At 34.1% G+C, this 18,189-nt stretch carries 21 protein-coding genes and 3 pseudogenes; 9 read left to right on the top strand and 15 right to left on the bottom strand.

Annotation, left to right across the window (positions count from 1 at the left end; genetic code table 11):
- The first annotated feature begins 91 nt into the window (after positions 1-91).
- The 3 genes and pseudogenes from BCER98_RS08865 to BCER98_RS23470 form a co-directional block, all read left to right on the top strand.
- Positions 92-388 (top strand): hypothetical protein, encoded by a 297-nt coding sequence (locus tag BCER98_RS08865; RefSeq protein ID WP_041809700.1) that lies wholly within the window; start codon positions 92-94, stop codon positions 386-388.
- Positions 389-619: 231 nt separating this feature from the next.
- Positions 620-1,534: a class I SAM-dependent methyltransferase gene (locus BCER98_RS08860; RefSeq protein ID WP_012094195.1), complete on the top strand. Its 915-nt coding sequence runs from the start codon at positions 620-622 to the stop codon at positions 1,532-1,534.
- 1,342 nt (positions 1,535-2,876) lie between these two features.
- Positions 2,877-3,096 (top strand): annotated as a pseudogene (locus BCER98_RS23470) (site-specific integrase); the annotation flags it as partial.
- Positions 3,097-3,398: 302 nt separating this feature from the next.
- Here BCER98_RS23470 and BCER98_RS08855 read toward each other — a convergent pair.
- From BCER98_RS08855 to BCER98_RS22460, 3 genes are all read right to left on the bottom strand, one after another.
- Complete coding sequence (locus BCER98_RS08855) at positions 3,399-3,623, bottom strand: hypothetical protein (protein ID WP_041809697.1); 225 nt, start codon at positions 3,621-3,623, stop codon at positions 3,399-3,401.
- Positions 3,624-3,939: 316 nt separating this feature from the next.
- Entirely contained in the window at positions 3,940-4,020 is an 81-nt protein-coding gene (locus BCER98_RS23675) for a DUF2513 domain-containing protein (protein ID WP_368860178.1), read from the bottom strand.
- Between the two features lie 501 nt (positions 4,021-4,521).
- Complete coding sequence (locus BCER98_RS22460; protein ID WP_157671209.1) at positions 4,522-4,671, bottom strand: hypothetical protein; 150 nt, start codon at positions 4,669-4,671, stop codon at positions 4,522-4,524.
- A 550-nt stretch (positions 4,672-5,221) separates the two neighbouring features.
- Between BCER98_RS22460 and BCER98_RS08850 the strand changes: the two genes are divergently transcribed.
- The gene (locus BCER98_RS08850; protein WP_012094193.1) at positions 5,222-7,291 is read left to right on the top strand and encodes a YVTN family beta-propeller repeat protein; all 2,070 of its coding nucleotides are present in this window, start codon (positions 5,222-5,224) and stop codon (positions 7,289-7,291) included.
- A gap of 1,177 nt (positions 7,292-8,468) precedes the next feature.
- Here the strand turns inward: BCER98_RS08850 and BCER98_RS20425 are convergent.
- A complete protein-coding gene (locus BCER98_RS20425; protein ID WP_048722900.1) occupies positions 8,469-8,870 on the bottom strand; it encodes a hypothetical protein in 402 nt (133 codons plus the stop codon).
- Between the two features lie 438 nt (positions 8,871-9,308).
- Here BCER98_RS20425 and BCER98_RS23465 point away from each other — a divergent pair.
- The 4 genes and pseudogenes from BCER98_RS23465 to BCER98_RS08825 all read left to right on the top strand — a co-directional run.
- Positions 9,309-9,437: pseudogene (locus BCER98_RS23465) on the top strand (site-specific integrase); the annotation flags it as partial.
- Between the two features lie 21 nt (positions 9,438-9,458).
- A pseudogene (locus tag BCER98_RS23360) lies at positions 9,459-9,828 on the top strand (tyrosine-type recombinase/integrase).
- A gap of 79 nt (positions 9,829-9,907) precedes the next feature.
- A complete protein-coding gene (locus tag BCER98_RS08830; RefSeq protein ID WP_012094192.1) occupies positions 9,908-10,222 on the top strand; it encodes a thioredoxin family protein in 315 nt (104 codons plus the stop codon).
- Positions 10,223-10,421: 199 nt separating this feature from the next.
- Positions 10,422-11,303, top strand: a complete 882-nt coding sequence (locus tag BCER98_RS08825) for a cation diffusion facilitator family transporter (RefSeq protein ID WP_012094191.1) — start codon at positions 10,422-10,424, stop codon at positions 11,301-11,303.
- A gap of 141 nt (positions 11,304-11,444) precedes the next feature.
- Here BCER98_RS08825 and BCER98_RS08820 read toward each other — a convergent pair whose 3' ends face one another.
- The 4 genes from BCER98_RS08820 to BCER98_RS08810 form a co-directional block, all read right to left on the bottom strand.
- Entirely contained in the window at positions 11,445-12,074 is a 630-nt protein-coding gene (locus BCER98_RS08820; RefSeq protein ID WP_041809695.1) for a phosphatase PAP2 family protein, read from the bottom strand.
- A 112-nt stretch (positions 12,075-12,186) separates the two neighbouring features.
- Entirely contained in the window at positions 12,187-13,008 is an 822-nt protein-coding gene (locus tag BCER98_RS08815) for a serine/threonine protein kinase (RefSeq protein WP_041809691.1), read from the bottom strand.
- Entirely contained in the window at positions 13,008-13,199 is a 192-nt protein-coding gene (locus BCER98_RS20880) for a hypothetical protein (RefSeq protein WP_012094186.1), read from the bottom strand. The genes BCER98_RS08815 and BCER98_RS20880 overlap by 1 nt, the downstream gene beginning before the upstream one ends.
- A 129-nt stretch (positions 13,200-13,328) precedes the next feature.
- Positions 13,329-13,508, bottom strand: coding sequence for a YozD family protein (locus BCER98_RS08810; protein WP_012094184.1), 180 nt, complete (start codon positions 13,506-13,508; stop codon positions 13,329-13,331).
- A gap of 158 nt (positions 13,509-13,666) precedes the next feature.
- Between BCER98_RS08810 and BCER98_RS20875 the strand changes: the two genes are divergently transcribed.
- The gene (locus BCER98_RS20875) at positions 13,667-13,822 is read left to right on the top strand and encodes a DUF3930 family protein (protein ID WP_081428369.1); all 156 of its coding nucleotides are present in this window, start codon (positions 13,667-13,669) and stop codon (positions 13,820-13,822) included.
- Between the two features lie 4 nt (positions 13,823-13,826).
- Here BCER98_RS20875 and BCER98_RS08805 read toward each other — a convergent pair whose 3' ends face one another.
- The 7 genes from BCER98_RS08805 to BCER98_RS08790 form a co-directional block, all read right to left on the bottom strand.
- Positions 13,827-14,405: a hypothetical protein gene (locus tag BCER98_RS08805; RefSeq protein ID WP_012094183.1), complete on the bottom strand. Its 579-nt coding sequence runs from the start codon at positions 14,403-14,405 to the stop codon at positions 13,827-13,829.
- Positions 14,402-14,545 carry a hypothetical protein gene (locus BCER98_RS22455; protein ID WP_164468627.1) on the bottom strand — a complete coding sequence of 48 codons (144 nt, stop codon included), beginning with the start codon at positions 14,543-14,545 and terminating at the stop codon, positions 14,402-14,404. The genes BCER98_RS08805 and BCER98_RS22455 overlap by 4 nt, the downstream gene beginning before the upstream one ends.
- 71 nt (positions 14,546-14,616) lie before the next feature.
- On the bottom strand, positions 14,617-14,760 hold the full coding sequence (locus BCER98_RS22450; RefSeq protein WP_164468626.1) for a hypothetical protein: 144 nt from the start codon (positions 14,758-14,760) through the stop codon (positions 14,617-14,619).
- A 142-nt stretch (positions 14,761-14,902) separates the two neighbouring features.
- Positions 14,903-15,484, bottom strand: a complete 582-nt coding sequence (locus BCER98_RS08800) for a PRK06770 family protein (protein WP_041809688.1) — start codon at positions 15,482-15,484, stop codon at positions 14,903-14,905.
- Positions 15,485-16,134: 650 nt separating this feature from the next.
- Positions 16,135-17,610 carry a recombinase family protein gene (locus BCER98_RS08795; protein WP_012094180.1) on the bottom strand — a complete coding sequence of 492 codons (1,476 nt, stop codon included), beginning with the start codon at positions 17,608-17,610 and terminating at the stop codon, positions 16,135-16,137.
- Positions 17,601-17,765 carry a hypothetical protein gene (locus tag BCER98_RS22445; protein ID WP_164468625.1) on the bottom strand — a complete coding sequence of 55 codons (165 nt, stop codon included), beginning with the start codon at positions 17,763-17,765 and terminating at the stop codon, positions 17,601-17,603. The genes BCER98_RS08795 and BCER98_RS22445 overlap by 10 nt, the downstream gene beginning before the upstream one ends.
- Before the next feature lie 158 nt (positions 17,766-17,923).
- Positions 17,924-18,139 (bottom strand): YozE family protein, encoded by a 216-nt coding sequence (locus BCER98_RS08790; protein WP_012094179.1) that lies wholly within the window; start codon positions 18,137-18,139, stop codon positions 17,924-17,926.
- Positions 18,140-18,189: the final 50 nt, after the last annotated feature.

Below are 18,189 nucleotides of genomic sequence, written 5' to 3'. Positions count from 1 at the left end.
TCATAAATTTTTATAAAATATTGCAAGATAAATCATGTGAAATAGAACTGACAATTCTTTTTCTAATTATACTTTTACAGGGGGCAAAGAGATGAATATACTTAATTTCGTCACATCATTATTTACTTCTGGAAGAAGACCGCCACAAATGTTTAACTTGTTTAGAAATAAAAGAAATAATAGAGGATGGATATGGTTTTCCTTATTAGGATTAGGAACCATTTTCAGTGTAGCTGCAACACGGAATTCAAATATAAAGAAACCGATTCAACGGTTGTTTCAAAGTGTTCAAAATACGGCAAAAACTTTTACTCCAGCTAAATTAAACTTTGCAAATACGGAATTCGCTCATGAAATTACACCTAATAAGCAAAAGAAACAAAAGTAACAAAAACTAATCATTAGCACAATTAAGACAAAACTCGCCTCTCACTTACGAGTTTTGTCTTATTCTTAATGACTTTCTTTAAGCAAATTTTACCTCGCATATCAAAAATCAAAATATTTGACAAAAAAATTATTTTATGCTATAATTTACTTTTGATTATTTTAGGATTATAATAAGATTCTCCCGGCCAGGAGAATCTTATTTTTTGTTTTTAAAAAGGAGTGTGTTGAGATGAAAAAAAACGCATCCAGTATAACTTCATTAGTAGCAGCTTTTAGCAGAGCGTATCATAGTCAATTTGATACACCGAAAATTTTTCATGATGATATAGCAAAAGAGTTAATCTCTGCACAAGAATACAATATGATCAAAGAAAACATGGTACAAGGTATACAATTCTTCAACAAAGATATTGCGCAAAAATTGAACGGAAATACAGAAGAACTATTAAAATGGATTACCCAAGTGCAACTCTCTCCCACACCATTAGCACGTGCTGCATATTGTGAAGCAGTATTACTCCACGAAATCACATTAGGATTAACACAATATGTCATACTTGGAGCTGGATTAGACACCTTTAGCTTTCGACATCCAAAACTGGAAAACAACTTAAAAATATTTGAAATTGATCACCCTGCTACACAAACTTTTAAAATAAAACGATTACATGAAACAGATTTGAAAATCCCTAGTAATCTTCACTTTGTTTCTATGGACTTTACGAAAAAGTTTATGTATCCAAACCTAATAGCCGAAGGATTTCGTCGTACAAAAACGTTCTTTAGCCTTTTAGGTGTTTCTTATTATTTAACGAAAGAAGAAATGTCGAATTTGATTCATGATCTATTTACTATCGTTCCACCGGGAAGTTCTATTGTGTTTGATTATGCAGATGAAAAACTCTTTGAAACAAAAGGAATTTCTAATAGAGTTGAAAATATGATCAAAATGGCTTCTACGGGCGGTGAACCGATGAAATCGTGCTTTTCTTATTCTGAAATGGAGAAGATGTTAGAAAAATCCGGTTTACTCATCTATGAACATTTATCACCAACTCAAATCAATGAGCTTTATTTTCGCAATCGACAAGATTATCTATCTGCCTTTGAAACGATTCACTACATTCATGCTGTAAAACAATAAAAAACCCGCTTCATAAGAAAAAGGTGTCCATCGCCTACTGTCATAGGTGATGGACACCTTTCCATTCTCAACATTCCGAAAAAAAAGCATCCACTAGTTGGATGCTAACATGATAAGGAGTTTTTTATGAGTATTGAATAGGATATAAGCGAGTGAGCTTGTCCTACACTTTATCATATGCTTGTCCCTCTCAAAAGGTGAAAAAAGAAAGGATATCCCCAAAATAAATATGTTACTTTTTATAATATTAATCTCTAAAACTTAGCAAATACACCTTTTTCTACTATAAAAAAGATGAATAGATTCATCTATCCACTATTTCAAAGGCTTGCCAATGATTTTAGGGATGTTTCATATACGGTATTTCGATATTTATTATATTCTTAATGATCAATTTAACAGATACACCTTTACATATCTTAACTTGGAGAGATTGGTTAGGCTCTATAGTAGGTTCAGGAATCCTATCTACTGGAATGTTTACTATCAGTAAATTAAATTTCAAATAACTATTTTTTCATATTGTAATCTCATCTCTATTTCTCTTTTTACCTGGATGAAGAATTTTTTCTCAACATCCAATATATGGATTTACCTCACGAATTTTGTTACTATATAGTTAATCTCCATATTATTTCTCTGTCGTCTTTCTAAAAGGACTTGCGTCGGACAGCAAGTCCTTTTAATTTATTTTCTTTCAGTTCACCTTTTGTTTTTTCTACACTAACAAATATTTTCTTTCTAAGTCATACAAACGTTTAAGAGTATAGTATTCATCTCTTATATCCTCTTGCAACTAAGGATACTGAAACACAAGAAATACAACACGATTTTTTTAAATACTATTTTAAAACCCTTCTTCTGTATAAACCTTCGCATTCTGTTAATACTATACATAGGCTGTATGCCATAGCTCATTGAATGACCTCTGACTTTTTTCTTTCTCCAGTCCCCCTTGGAGATGAGCGGTTAGCTTCTGCTAGCTGCTCTTTTTCTCAGTCAACCTTTAAAAAGTAGTATATTCGAATAATTATATTGTAAATATTTGACCTAGACACTCATCTAACTTTTGTGTATGATATTCTCAAAGAGTAAGGTAAGAGTTACTCTTTGCCATTTTGAAAAAGGTTCTGCTGGAGACAGCAGAACCTTTTTTGTGAAGTGAAAATATTATTATAATATATTATTATGTTTTTTATATCCCTTCTCAATCTCTGATGACAGTAATACAGAACGAAGTCATAAAGAAGTAACATCTATGAAAAAGTTCAAATCATGTTGGAAAAACGATGCGAAAATAACTATCATGACTATGATTAATTCTAACAACAATCGTTACAATTTCAGAAGTTTGACACAGCTTCAAAAAAAGATTATAAAGAAAAATGAGATCCCTAATATTTAGTTCCACAACCTGAAACATGCTCATGTGACTTTAATGTTGAATACGGTATATTCATCTGAAGATTGTGAGTGGAAGATTAGGACATAAACGAGTAGGCATCACATTGGATACCTACTCTCATGTTGTACTAGGACTTCAAGAAGCTGCGGTGGATTAATGTGCGAACGATTACAAAAGTTGGTTTCATACTCATATTTTTATAAATATTCTTGACTGTAATAAATGTTTAATTTAATCCCCTATTTTTTCACTTACCTTCAAAATTTTCATGCTTGTCGCACTTAAAAGAACCTGATTTAAGAAAAGTCCGTTAGAAAATTCGTTGTATGCATGGGAAATGAAATAGTATTCACTTTTAATTTACATCATCGCTATTCATTCCCTCACTCCTTATTTGTCCTTAACAACAAACAAGACGCTACCCAGATTACGGCAGCGCCTACTATAATTGCTATTGGTTTAATCATTAACAAGTATATCTGGCCCCTTCTTCAACATGTACGAGAAGCCCGAAATAAATACGACACTAAATATAATAATAGAAGACCACATATTAAAATGATATTCTTTGCCTGCAACTAAATTATAGATGTTATGGACCAAGAAATTCCCACCTATGATAATTCCGCCTAAAAACGAACTAATTAATATACTCACTAAATAAAATTTGAGCTTGTAAAACATTTTCCATCTACTCCTTTTCTAAAATAACCTTTATATAAGCTCCCTTAGAAAATTATACCATTTAGTTTTTCAGATATTATTAAATCTATAGATAAATTAAGGTTATTTTAAGGAAGGTAGGTGTTCTTCATTCAAATGTCCATTTTGTTCCACTTCACGTTTAATGTGTAATTTCTATATAACAAAGAAAACATACTAAGATTAGTCGTACAGACCATGGCTGCTTTCTGATTAACCTAAAAATATTCCCTTTGATACTGTTATCGCGAGAGCTTTCATAACCTAAAATGGGATACTTTCCCTGTTCTTTGATTACCTATTTCACATTATTCCAAACCGTATCATTTTTGATCGCATTTAGGAACTCATGCCCTTCCCAAGTTAATGAACTGTAAATCCAGCCTGTTCCAATAATCCTAAATGGTAAACCGCTATTGTTCTATCGATATCAGATGGTATCTTTAATTCTTTCCCATCATCGTCTTGCTCTTCAATAAGTACTAATAAACTTCTAACTAATTCCTTTTGCTATTCGGACTTGGAATACGAAAATATATTTCGTTTGCCACGGAAGATGAAAAAGAACACCGAAAACTAAAAACCATGTTTTCCATCATTGCAATTTTATCTTGCTACGCTGCAACTATGTTATTTTTTTATCTAATTCAGTCTACAGTTTGTACATATACTATTTCTGTCCCTCTGTATAAAACTTAATATTCCGTCAATACTGTTTATTGATGAGCTGTATGCCATAAGTTCATTCAGATTGGCCTCCAATACGAGCAGTTAGCTTTTGCTAGCTGCTCTTTTATTGCTTGTCTACTTCATCCCATTCACCGTCATATATTATCCAACCACCGCAATCATACAAGTCTTTTTGAAGATTCTGTTTTCTTTATTTTTCACGTGCAATCTGTTCTATAATTTTTCTTAATGATTCCTGTGCTTTTATATAATCACTTTCCAACTTCATAATCCTTTTTTCGCTCTCTTCTACATATTGCATATATGCTTTGACTCTTCGTTCATTCCACGGTATTTTCATGGTAGCCTCTCCCTTCTACCCCAATAGCGTTTTTTGTTATAAGTCACTCAAATTCATACAATATTAGCCTGTCTATCTCTTCCTTGTAAATTAATATTTCAAAGTAATTGCCATTCTCAATGCAATTAGACTTATTCAGGTCAAAAACAAACAACTTTTCATCTTAATCTGTTTGTTTTTCTAAAATCACCTCATCTTCAAGCTGTTTGTATAGAAACAGACACAGGAGGATGTTTGTTAAAAACGCATAAGCATCATTTCCTTGTTGTTGCCCTTCTTCATTAATCTAACTTAGTACATGATTAGTAACTGTACTCATCTCTTTTCCCCCTCCAAAATAACTAATAAAGTACAACTATTTGTCCATTTCATCCTATAGCCTTAATTCCCTTCCCTATGCTATGTCCCATAGGAACATCTCCATTTTGTTCACATATACTTTAAAGGAAAAATATGAAACACCTACCCTCAAATGCTTCAAATTAATTTACTAGTATAACTAATTAAGACACACTTAACAGTTTGAAAAAATTTTTTAAAGGAGGTATTTATGAGACATAATCAAAAATCACGCTCACCCAATTCGTGTGATAAATTTCAGCACCCCTGCTTTATTTCTATATCCCCTTGTGATCAGAGCAATTGTTGTACACCTGTCTTTTTCTCAACTTCTCAACAGCAAGAATTATTAAAAATAATAAACCAATTAAACCAAGCTATCCTTTCTTTTTTTACAACACCGAATCCGGCAACTATACAAACACTTCAATCAGCATTACAGGCATTAAATAATTTATTAATAGCGGTACAACCAAATACACCAAATAGAAATTTAGTTATAAGAACCATAAATCAATTAATCAATTCCTTACCTACTGCATCTCTTACTCAAATTTCAGCATTATTTCAATTTCTATTCCAAAATTTATCTTCACTTATTAGTTGTTCAAACCTGCCAGATTCTTTATTACAACAAACATTCAACTTAATTTTACAAGGAGTCTTGAATAGTTCACTATTAAGTAATATTGGGCCGACCGGGCCGACGGGACCAACTGGACCGACCGGACCTGCTGGGACGGGAGTTGGAATTACAGGACCAACTGGACCGACCGGACCTGCTGGGACGGGAGTTGGAATTACAGGACCAACTGGGCCAACCGGACCGACTGGAACGGGAGTTGGAATTACAGGACCGACCGGGCCAACCGGACCTGAAGGGCCTGAAGGGCCTCAGGGACCTCAAGGCGTGCAAGGAATCCAAGGACCTGAAGGGCCTGAAGGGCCTCAAGGACCTCAAGGCGTGCAAGGAATCCAAGGACCTGAAGGGCCTGAAGGGCCTCAAGGACCTCAAGGCGTGCAAGGAATCCAAGGACCTGAAGGGCCTGAAGGGCCTCAGGGACCTCAAGGTGTGCAAGGAATCCAAGGACCTGAAGGGCCTGAAGGGCCTCAAGGACCTCAAGGCGTGCAAGGAATCCAAGGACCTGAAGGGCCTGAAGGGCCTCAAGGACCTCAAGGCGTGCAAGGAATCCAAGGACCTGAAGGGCCTGAAGGGCCTCAAGGACCTCAAGGTGTGCAAGGAATCCAAGGGCCTGAAGGGCCTCAGGGACCTACCGGACCAACAGGGGATTGTGAGTGCCCAACGGGACCAACAGGCCCAACGGGACCGACCGGGCCAACAGGGCCGACTGGGCCGACCGGGCCTGCATGTAATTTCCTTGTTTATGCTACAAATGCAGGAACCCGTGACGACCCTACAGATGATACAGTATCTGTAATCGACACCGGAACAAATACGGTAGTCGATACGATTACTGTAGGTAATGCACCTCTTGAAGTAACAGTTTCTCCAAATGGGGCTCGTGCTTATGTTACTAATATTTTCTCTAATACTGTTTCCGTTATTGATACTGCTACCAATACTGTTGTAGCTACCATTCCTGTTGGCACTAATCCAATTGGTGTAGCTGTTTCTCCAGATAACACAACTGTGTATGTTGGAAATCATGGTAATGATACTGTTTCTGTTATTAATGCTGCTACTAATACCGTTGTAGCTACCATTCCTGTTGGCATCGATCCACAAGGGGTCACTGTTTCTCCAAATGGAGCCCTTGCATATGTTGCAAATGAATTAAGTAACACAATTTCTGTTATTGATACTGCTACTAATACTGTTATCGCTACCATTCCTGTTGGCGTTCGTCCTAGGATAATCGTCTTCACTCTAGACGGGACTCGTGCTTATGTCACAAATCAAGACAGCGGTACTGTTTCTGTTATTGACACCGCTACTAATTCCGTTATTGATACAATTAACGTAGGTACCGAACCTGTTGGTATAGATATTACACCTGATGGCACTCTTATTTACGTTGTAAATAAAGTTAGCAATAATGTATCAGTAATAAACGTGGCAACAAATACTGTAATCGATACAATTCCTGTTGCACTATCCCCAGATCAAGTAACCATCATACCTGATGGCACTCGTGCCTATGTTACAAACCAAGCTAGTAATACAGTTTCTGTTATTGATATTGCTACTAATACTGTTATCGCTAATGTCCCAGTAGGTGTCGCTCCAACCGGAATAGCTACCGGAACTATTTGTGAATAAAATACAGAAATAGGCGACAAGAATAATTTTTATTCGTTATATTCTTTCTTTAACTATGTTTGAACAACTAGAATAAACCTCTATATTCTGTCAATATTGTAAATGACACGGTAATCTTTTCTCTGATTTCTTTAGATAAGCAGTTAGCTTTTGCTAGCTGCTCTTTTTATTCCATAAAGTAACCTTGCTCCTTATAGTTCTCCCATTTCTCTTTTTCAAAGATTCTTTCTTTCGTTTTGATACTTCCATAGCAATCAGTTTTAACTTTCACAAATTCTTTTTCCAATTCCTTAGTCCAATCTGCTTCATAAGGTTCCTCACTCACTAATCCATTCTTTGATGTATTGCTCTAATAAGTTCATATCCATTCCCCTCGTATATTAATATTTAAGCTCTATCTCAGACTTAGCCTGCATAACGTTTTTAACTATATTCATACTATACCTATCACTTTAAGTTACAATCCCATTATTGTAAGCATGGCATGCTTTGTTATACATGTCTGAAAATAGTTTGATACTATTATTCTTTCAAGAATATATATTTTTTATGAATTCTTGTCTCTTAAAACAAATCAAAATCTATTAAAACATCTAATACTAGGTCTTTAAACAAGCGCTTTGCTTCAAATTACATATACTATCATAAATCTATTACAAAAGGGGGTAATATTTTTATGAAAGACCGTTGCTATCGAACTGAATACTGCGTTTGTAAAAAAATAAAGCCGTGCTCTTGCTCTAAACGTCATTGTAAGTTTCCTCCAATCGCATGTCCTTGTCCTACTTCCAAAGCTCCTTTCATCCCTTGTCCTAAACCTCATCACAAACCTTGTTCATCTTCATGTTGTAAACGCAAATGCTAAACTAAAATAAGAATTTTGTTTAGTTTTCTAACCTTCCTCCTATAATGAATCTAAATATTCAGATACAATAAAATCAATAGTTACAACATTTTATTATTAGAAGGGGTACTTATGTCATTCGCAGCATGGAGTATAATTTTGCCGACTTTAATCGGAGCAATGTTCGGATTAATTTTTGACACACTCTCTTCTCAAAATGGCAGCAAAAACCCAAATTAAAAACTTAATAAGAAGATTCAAGAACTACTTCAGTGATAGCTGATATGTCCTTGGCATTTCAGTTATCACGCTCCTTCAAATAACGCTCTAGTCTTACTTCGCAACCCCTTGCTGCTGCCCAAAAGCCGTTGCTCTCTTATTCATTCGTTTTACAATCCGACTAACTTGAACCTGTGATTTCCCTATACGTTTTCCGATATTTTCTTGCCTTATTCCCTTAGAATGCACGTCCCATACAATCAATTCGCTATGCTGTAATGTATCGAAAAAAGAATGAAGAATCACTTTATTTTCCAATGTACTTTCTACATCTACCCCTTCACCGTTGTCAGCTGGATAGATAACTTTATCTAAAGAGAATGTCCCTAGTTGAGCAGCCTCAACAAGTCCATGACCCATATCCAAAGTTTTGCTAATATGGTTCACCGATTCTTCTGATAACTTATTTTTCAAGATTTTTCCCTTCGCATAATATACTGTTCGTTCAATTTTCAACTTCTATGTCTTCCAGATCCCATTACCAATTTCATAAACTATTCTGGGTGCAGCAAACGTAAGGAATTTAAAACCAAGCTCCGGCTTGAATTGTTCTCTTGCTTTCATTAGTGCAACCATGCCATTGCACTAGATCCTCAAATTCAACACCTGTATCGTCTTTTATCGCTTGTAATCTGTGACCATATTTTTTATGAATGAAATAGAAAACGAACTTTTCGTACTTTTAAATAAATTCTTCATCGACAGATCTTTTACATCAATTAACTCAGGCATTTTTCCTCCCCTTTCTTATTTTCCACATGTTTGTTGGCTCTTCCCACCTCTTTTTCAATTTATTTATATAGACTGAATTAAGAAAGAAGTTCTCCGTTTTTTGGAACACACAAAAGCAAGTAGATACTACGCGTTGTACATCTACTTGCGATTACTTGTGGTATGCGTAAAGGAGAAATATTAGGACTTCAATGGAAGAATATTGATTTCGAAAGAAGAACAATATCCGTGAACCGTTCCCTTTCTCATATCTCCGAAGAATTTTATGAGCCAAAGACAGCTACAGGAAAACGTCTAATTGTACTTCCTGAAATTACACTACACGCATTAGAAGAACAATATAAGCGAATACATGTAGAAAAAGAACGATACGCCAACTTATACAAGGACTATGATTTGGTATGCCCTACTTCCAAGCGGAAAACCTTGTAATTTCAAAAGTTTGACACAGCTCTGGAAAAAGCTTATAAAGAAAAGTGGAGTTCTTGATATTCGGTTCCATAATCTCAGACATACCTATGCGACATTGATGTTGAAACAAGGTATTCATCCAAAGATTGTGAGTGAACGATTAGGGCATAAACGAGTAGGCATCACATTGGAAACCTACTCTCATGTTGTATCAGGACTTCAAGGAAAAGCAGTGGAGGATTTTGCAAATAATCTATTTCAAAAACACTAATGTTTGCAAAATGGTTGCAAATACGAATTTTGCATAAAAATACTAGCGAATTCGTATACGATTGAAAGGAGACAAAAACATGAAAGAAATCAAAACAGAACAAGAATTCAAAGACATTATCGCAAGCGAAGATCCAGTAGTTGTTAAGTTTTTTACTACATGGTGCCCAGATTGTGTACGTATGGATCATTTTATTGGGGATGTAATGGAAGAGTTCAATAAGTTTGAATGGTACGCTATTAATAAAGATGAGTTTCCAAGTATTGCAGAAGAGTATCAAGTAATGGGTATTCCAAGTTTACTTGTATATCAAAATGGTGAGAAGTTAGGTCATTTACATAGTGCAAATGCGAAAACAGAAGAACAAGTTACTGAATTTTTAGAAGCATACTAAGATAAGAGATGCCACTGGAACATATTGTTTCGGTGGTTTTTTTATTTGGATTTTTCAACAGATTTTTCCCTTGTGAAACTTTGTTATCCCCTGCTCAAAAAGCTATAAAACGTCAACAATGTTTGTATAGACCCACACGACTTTCCTTTGATACTCTATTGATAGAAGGAATTTCTTTACAGAAAGGAGAGTGCTTTTTATGAATTCATGTTCGAATCAAGAAGCTGATAAAGGGGCTATTGTTAGCATTGTTGCTTACATATTTTTATCAGCAATAAAAATTATCATTAGTTATATCGCTCTATCTAGCGCATTACGTGCAGATGGTTTAAATAATTTAACAGATATCGGTGCTTCACTAGCTGTTTTAATTGGACTGAAAATTTCGCGTAAGCCTCGTGATCATGATCATCCATATGGGCATTCTCGCGCAGAACAAATCGCTTCATTAGTAGCTTCTTTTATTATGGCATCCGTTGGATTCGAAGTTATTATTAGCGCTATTCAATCATTTTTTAATCCTAAGCAAACAGCACCTAATGTAATCGCTGCGTGGGTTGCTTTCTTTTGTGCTATCGTGATGTACGGTGTATACATGTATAATAAAAAAATTGCAAAGCGGACAAAAAGCAAAGCATTAGAAGCCGCTGCCAAAGATAATTTATCAGATGCACTCGTTAGTATTGGTACAGTCGTTGGAATTGTTGCTTCACAATTCCATATGGCTATTCTTGATCCGATTACAGCGGTACTTGTCGGACTTATAATTTGTAAAACAGCATGGGATATTTTTATAGAAACATCTCATATGTTAACAGATGGGATTGATCCTGAAAAAATGGAAGAGTATTCTCAAGCAGTGCAACTTGTTCCAGGGGTTGAACATATCGTTGATATTCGGGCTCGTATGTATGGAAATCAAACGTATGTTGATATTACAATTGAAGTAGATGCCCATATGGACGTAAACAAAAGCCATCATATTACGGACGCAATTGAAGACATGTTACAACAGAAATTCGGAATTTTATATACTCATATTCATGTTGAACCTATGCAAAAAGAACCTATGTTGCCATGAAACCATTGAAAAAGTCTACTTCATAAGAAAAAAGAGTCCATCACCTACTGTATATAGATGATGGACTCCTTGCTATCCTCAATATTACGATAAAAATGCATGTTATCTTTCAAAGTAATCACTTCTTTGGCGTCTTCGATATTATAGGTTCTTTTTTAAGAATGCTTGATGAAAAATAATACATAAAACAAGCCAACTCCCCCCCGCTGCCCATCCAGCTAATATATCAGATGGATAGTGCACACCAAGATAGATACGGCTAACAGAAATCGAAAATATTACGAAACAGGCTGTAAAAATAATTAACACTTTTTTATGCAGTGCAATACGATGTTCCGTAATCGTCACATAGGCAATAAACCCTAGAAATGCCGTCGCATTCATCGTATGACCACTTGGGAAACTATACCCAGTCGCTGTGACAAGTTGTGATACATCAGGTCTTGGACGCTCATACCATAGCTTAAGCATACTGTTAAGATAACGAGATCCATAATAGTTAATCATTAAAAATAACGCACTCAACAACTTTTTTCGGATGAGAAAGTACATTACGATGATAATAAGCAATGGAAAATAGACTTTTTTAGAGCCAATATAAGACATCCAAATAAAATAAGTCGTCAAATATTCATTTCGGAAGCTTTGGATAAATGTTGTAATCACATCATCAAACTTCTCAATACAAGCGGTATGATACGAAAATGATAATACGACAAAACAAATGAGTAATATACCACTTAACAAGTATAAATGTCGATATCGTTTCACATACATAACCTCACAATACAAGAAATGGAGCGGTTGTTTTAGTTTCCCTCTCCATTTCTTTTTTATACATGTTTTTTATGAAGAAATATAACGACTCATTTCTTGTTGCATGTTAGAAATTTTTGAAACACAAATCTCCCATCTCTTCTAGTGCAAAGTATATATCCTGCTTGAGCTCTTGTACATTTTCATAATATGGTCTCTTCATTTGCAGCATTCTCATAATAATTTCTTTATTACCTTCCGCTAACAGTAATTCTTCATGCCATGGCTTTTCTACTTTATCGTTAGACTCATAACTAGCGTATAACAAAAATAAGATAAAATGGCCTAGCGCATAAAAGTCACTGCGATGTTCCACTTCGCGCATAAAAGCTTGTTCGCCTTCATAAAACCCCGCTCGTTCATCTATGTCTCCTTTATATCTCGCTAATCCAAAATCAACAATATGAATTGAACTCCCACTCATTAAAATGTTAGGGATTCTTAAATCGCGATGAATGATACCTTGACTATGAATATAAGAAACAACTTCTAATATTTTATATAAGATATAAAACGCTTCTCGTTCTTCATATATATACCCATCTCGAAAAATAAAATCTTCAAAATTCTCTCCCGCCATATACTCCATGACAAAAAACGGTTGCTTCTTCCAAACAAAATGGTCATACAAGCTTGGAATCGCTGGATGTTGCAAATTCTTTAAAATTTGCTGTTCTCTTACAAACGATTCCCTTCCTGATTCAGACTTTTGCTTACTTTGTCTCAATTGTTTTAATACTTTAACCTCATGATTCTGTAAATCTACCACTTTATAGGTAAAGCCATAACTGCCCATTCCAATTACCGATTCAATCTTATAGCGCTCTATAACAATTGTATTCTTACGCAGCGGTCTATCAAACCACGCGAGTATATGTCGCCATTTCATCAACTACTGGAAAAGAAACTACGGCTTTTTCGTTTTCTTTTATAGTGCTGATGTCCGTATCCGTGAGATGGACGTCTTCTATTATAATCGCTGCTTGAATAAGAGCGTCTTCTATGACGATAGTCACTACTTGAGTAAGAGTGGTATCTACCTTTTTTTCCTAATAAAGAATCAATAATTTTTTTGAACATCCCTTCACCTCTTATAGAAAATTTTATCTTCATTATACCAATATTTCTTTATGAATTTTGTGACAACTTTGTAAAGAAGAATCATGTTGAGAAGAGTAAAAAAACGACGAGTTGATCCCGTCGTTACTTTTACTCTTCATCTCCATCGAACACTTCGTCAATCATACATTTTTCTAGTAAGTATTCAAATGTAATGTCAGCAAGATCTTCGATTTCTTCTTGCTTCGGTACATATCCTCTTTCAATTAGTTGCTCATAAAAAAACTCCGCAATTTCTTCCGTGTCAATTACGACTTCAATTTCCTTCATGAGCATCACTCCTTTATTTCTGTTTTATGAAAGAATTTCAAAATTATGTATATGAAATTAGAAAAATACTTTTTCTTTTCCACCTTATTCTTTTCAGTCATATTGCTGTGAGCAAGCACATACGATGTAGTACAAGCTATTAAAAGGAGGTAATGATAATGAAATATCAATATGAAATAGAGCAAAGAAAAGAAGAGTTCATGCATGAGGACAAATGGGCAGACTCTCTTATTAAATGGCTTTTTATTTTTTTAAGTATAGTAGGCATACCTTATACCACATACGTTTTTATCCAATTTCTCTTTACTTTCTAATCCGTTATTTTTTCTCTGTTAATTTTACTAGATAATTATGAATTACATTCATCACAATTTTATACTCTTCATCTTGAAAAGTTTCATATAATAACTGATAATCGTTATAAATATCTAATAACCCATCAATAATTTCTTGCTTATTTGTTTTAATACTTACTCTCTTTGAATTATTAATGGATTTCAATTTCTCTAAGTCTAATTTATTCATTCCCGCTTTATCTTGTTTCATTTTCTTTAAAATCGCATTTGCTGTTTGGGCATTCGCAAGTAGTGTTAAATCAGATTCATCCGCTTCTAACCACTCACCATCTGTAATTCTTGATAATTCATATATCGTATCTTCCCACGCATCATTTTTATATCTCCATACTTCTGTACGAAATCCAACAATACGAAAAATATCTTGATCATATCCTGAAACTTGCACGAGATCTCCAAATGTAAACTGATAACATAGCTCAATCCACTCTGTCTTATTTTTTTTCACATCTTGCTCTGTAACATGTTGAAGCGTTTGTTCCACATAATATCCATCGTGATTATTTACTTCATATACATATACACCGTCTAGCATTTTCATATTTTTAATTTTTCTATTTTTATTGGTTCGCTTTCTTCTTCATAAAATTCCTTGAAGATATCCGTATCCTTTAATTTTGAGTAAAGTTCCAACATCTTCTTTACACCCTCTAAATCAACAGAATATTCGTTCATCTTCATATGTATCACCCCTTTATATAATTCATTATAAATCAGAAAGAAAAACCCGTACACACAAAATATGTACGGGTTCAACTTACTTTCTCATTATCATTTTCATCTTCACTTTTACATTCTTTTTTATCCTCTAATTTTATTTCTTGTGCCAATTCAAGGAGGGCTTTTGCTGCTTTACGGGCATCAAACTTTCCAATTTCTTTGTATTTAAAATTCATGATACCTCTCACCTCTGCCGATATGATATGCGAGACGTTTTGTCTGTGTTCTTTGTCCTTATCATTTTTCTATCGAGAGAATGAAAAGTGTAAATCAAAACTAAAAAAGCCTCCCTAACGGAAGCTTTCTCATAATCAATTATTATTTTATTTCTTTAAGATCACCTTGTTTAAATAAATCTTGGGTAACTTCTTCTCCGAAATTATTCAAAACAAAAGTTTGTTCTGCTACTGCATCCATAACTCCTGTGGCTTTACCAACGTTACCTTCTTGAGTAGTCCAGAAGTAATTATGGTCTTCTACAATTTTACTAAAATCTCTGTTTATCCATCTTTCATTGATTGCTAAAAATTCCTCTTTCTTTTCAAAGTTACTATTATTTAAAATGTCTCTTATCTTCTCTGCATTTTTCTTAGACATCGGGATAGCACCCCATTTCTGAGTTGCTACTACCTTTTGATGAGTCATGTGATGCATCGCTTTAATAACTTCATCTTCATTAGAACTTTCAGTAACAGGAAGATTCATAAAAACTTCATCTATCTGACCAGTCATTGATTCTTTTTCTCTTGGAACTTCTTTATATTCGCTTATATCTACTTCAGTACTAGTTTTCTTATTTACTGGATTATGTGCAACATAAATCATTCCGTAGGTTACCCCAACTGTAAGAGCAACCACCCCTACAATTGAGCTCATCCCAATCAATATTTTCTTTGCCACCGTTATCTCTCCTAATTCCATTTTAACATCTCATTCTAAGAATATTATATCAAAATTACCTATTTATGGATATTTTTCTCGTATTTCCTTTTTGAACCATTTATTTCGTGCGTACTCTTTAAAATTAGCACATTTATAAGAGTATCCTGCTGTTCCCTTTTAAATTTATATGTTATAAAAAAATCACCTCGACATTCTAATACCGAGGTGATAACAAAACAATAAAATTGATATTTTATATTAGTTTCCTTCTTCAATCATTACCATTGCAAGGTTTACATAACAATTGAAAGTTCATGGGATCATTATAAGCAGATTTATAAAAAAGGACATTGTGATTGTAATGGTCTATTCCAAATTGCTTTGGAATCAAACCTACACTATCGTTTCTACGATTTAAGGAAAACACAATACCTAGCTCTATAGCTATTTGGAAATTGTTTTCTGATTTTTAGAGCCGCAATATGTACAAACTGCCTATCTAATTACTAAAATAACATGTTAAACGTATGCCATAAGTATCCTTTAAATAAGTATCAGTTTCTTCAATAAGTCTTAAAATGTCCTCTGCACTCATGCCCCAACCTTCTATTTTACTTCAACAGTTAGCCTGATAAGACTTTCTAGGAACCATTCTGAACCTTATCAGCTTATAGCCACTCAATTTCTATTGTAGCGCCTTCTCTTGATCTTGTTGTGTCATGATTCGCTTCTGTATTACTACTGAACCATACCTTCTTTATAAACTTCTTCAAAAACGTGTTACATGCTTCTGCATTAAGCTCTTCTAATTTATCTAACTTTTTAATCGCATCTTGCAATCTTGCTTGTTCTTCATCCATATTTGATAAATTCTCAAGTTTAACATCAATGAGCTCCATTTGTTGCTTAACTTGTTTGATTTGTTCTTCGTTTTCTTCACGCATTTCATAAAACTCGGATTTTGTAATCTCCCCATCCATCCGCATTTCTTTAAGATTCCGTTGACGTTTATTAAATCTCGTTATTTGTTTCTCTAATGACTCTCGTTGAATGAATAGTTTCTTTTCTATCTCTATCGTATCAAGTGATTTCAACATTTGCAGCTCTTGTTCAAAATCTGGTTTCTTTTCTTTAACTTTTTGTAATACAAATTGTTCAATTGGTTCATATTTGTATCCTCGATCTCTACATTTATTATTATCAACTTTATAGATACATGATTTTATATAATCAACACCATTTCCATCGAATTGTATGTATCTTTTTCTACCACAACAATTACAATAAATAAGATTTTGTAGCTTCCTAGTCACTTTTCTTTTATTAAAGAAATTTCCTGTCGAATTTTCTTCCAATATTTTTTGAACCTCAAAAAATATCTGTTTACTCACAATGGGTTCATGAGCATTTTCAACAAACACTTTATCAACAACCCTACCATTTACTTTCCTACATGCTTTTACAACTCCATAATAAACAACATTTCTTCGCATATTTGATATATGTGCTGAAGTTAATACCTTACCTTGTCTACTTCTCCATCCAAGTATATCTAACTGCTTTGCAATTTCGTTTGCGCTAACTCGTTCTAATGTCTTTTGAAAAATAAATCGAATGATTTTAGCTTCCTCTTCAACTACTTCTAACCGCTTTTCTTCGTTCTTTTTATAACCTAGAGGGACTCTGTTACTCATTGTCCATTTCCCTTGCTCGGCTGCCGCTAATCGTCCTCTTCCCAATCTTTTACGAATTTGTTTATATTCAAAGTTCGCCATCATTGCTTGGAAGGAGAAAAGCATTTCATTACTTTCCTGTGATAAATCAATTGCACCTTGGGGAGTCAAAATTTTAATATCGTGTATAATCAACATCTTCTTAATTTCTTCAGCATGAGCGTTGTCACGTGAAATTCTGTCTATATCCATTACAAGAAGAGCGTCATAATCATCTAATCTGCTTAACAATAAATTTAGTTGCGGTCTTTCCATATTTACTCCACTTGAGATTTCTTGATAAATGTCATAGGTTAATTTTTGTTGTTTTGCAAGTTTAGTTAAGGCGTTTCGATGATTTAATAAAATCTCGTCTATGTTTAACTGCTCTTCGTTTCTTGATAAACGTAAATAAATTGCAGCTAATCCCATTGCCCACACCCCTTATTACATATATTAGAAATAATAACATAATATCCCTTGGTTAAAAATAGAAAATTAGTATTTGTAATTTTACCCACGGTTCCATATAGCGTAATCACGACTATATCTCCGACATTATATTTAGGTTGTTTTTTTCTTGACATCTATATCTCTCCTTTTTAGAGTCGTGATTTTGATAACAGTATATGCGAACGATATAAAAACGCTTATCACATAAGCGTATATTCAAAAAAATTTTTTCATAAAAAAAATACATCACTTTTTATAAAGCGATGTATGTTTACATACCATATTATGCTAGCTATCTTTCTTGTAAATACAAATCCCATGCCTTATCAAAGATAGACATACTTTCTATTAATCCACTGCATTCTAAGTATGAACTAATTTCATGATAATCTTCTGATTGCTTTGGAAAACTTAAATCATCGTAGATTGCTTCTGCCAAATCAGATATTTCATTTTTAACCAATGGCGCACGGTGTTTCATCATATAATGGTAAAATGTTTTCTTCAAAAATATTCCCTACCTTTCTAACTTGGGTACATTATACAAGGGAGAAAAGA

Origin of the sequence: Bacillus cytotoxicus NVH 391-98, from assembly GCF_000017425.1 — a bacterium.
Lineage (GTDB): Bacteria > Bacillota > Bacilli > Bacillales > Bacillaceae_G > Bacillus_A > Bacillus_A cytotoxicus.
This window is presented reverse-complemented; position numbering and strand designations above follow the sequence as displayed.